General features: G+C 65.8%; 1 protein-coding gene and 1 pseudogene. Both read left to right on the top strand.

The annotated features are described in order from the left end of the window. Nucleotides 1–300, top strand: a pseudogene (locus tag AAFM29_RS17325) (chromosome partitioning protein); the annotation flags it as partial. 92 nt (nt 301–392) lie between these two features. Further along, a partial coding sequence (locus tag AAFM29_RS17320; protein WP_341713969.1) for a ParB N-terminal domain-containing protein occupies nt 393–807 on the top strand: 415 nt, incomplete at its 3' end.

Genomic DNA, 807 nt, shown 5'->3' with positions numbered 1-807 from the left:
CTGATCTGATCGAAGTTCGACGCCAATGACCCAAGCCATGCCATGGTGCGCCAGATCATGGAGCAGAGCTTCGGCCCTGCCCTCCTCCCCGTGCCGATCCTGGAGAGTGCGGAGATCAGCCATGCGGCGCTGCGCATGATGACGGTGTATGAGCTTGAGCGGCCCATCGGGACCCCGCGCACGCACAAGCGCTGCCGCGCCAATCTGGATGAGGCGATGGGTCAGGTCGAGGCACTGGTGCGCCGGGGCTGGGGTGTCGCCCAGCCAGCAAGCGAAGAGGCCGTGGTCAATGCGGCCTGATTTCCCCGCGACAGCAGATTTTATTTTCCTACCGGCCCGAGATCTGCGCAGCGAGCGCGCCCGACACACCGGTAACGCCGAAAGGATTCACGATGGCCCGTAAGCAGAGCGAATATCTCGCCGATCTCCTGGGAGAGGACGAGGCGCCCGGCGCGCAGCCAGCTGATACGGCCGCATCTGCCGTTCCGGAAGTGTCGACGCCGGCACCCGCGCAGCCTGCCCGCGGACGGCGTGGATCCATGACGCTGCTGGGCCGCGAGAGCGCCCTCGCCCGCGTTGCCAGTGGCGATGTCAAGCAGGTCACGCAGATGCTGCTCGACCCGACACGGGTGCGCCCGTGGGCGGGGAATGCTCGCTCCTACGAGCATCTCAACGAAGAGAATTGCCGTGAGCTGATCGATTCCCTGATCGCCGAGGGCGGGCAGAAAGTCCCCGCCGTCGTGCGCCGGATTTCGGGCGATCCCGATCACGAATATGAGGTGATCGCGGGTACGCGCCGCCACTGGT

Origin of the sequence: Erythrobacter sp., assembly GCF_038133525.1 — a bacterium.
GTDB lineage: Bacteria > Pseudomonadota > Alphaproteobacteria > Sphingomonadales > Sphingomonadaceae > Qipengyuania.
This window is presented reverse-complemented; position numbering and strand designations above follow the sequence as displayed.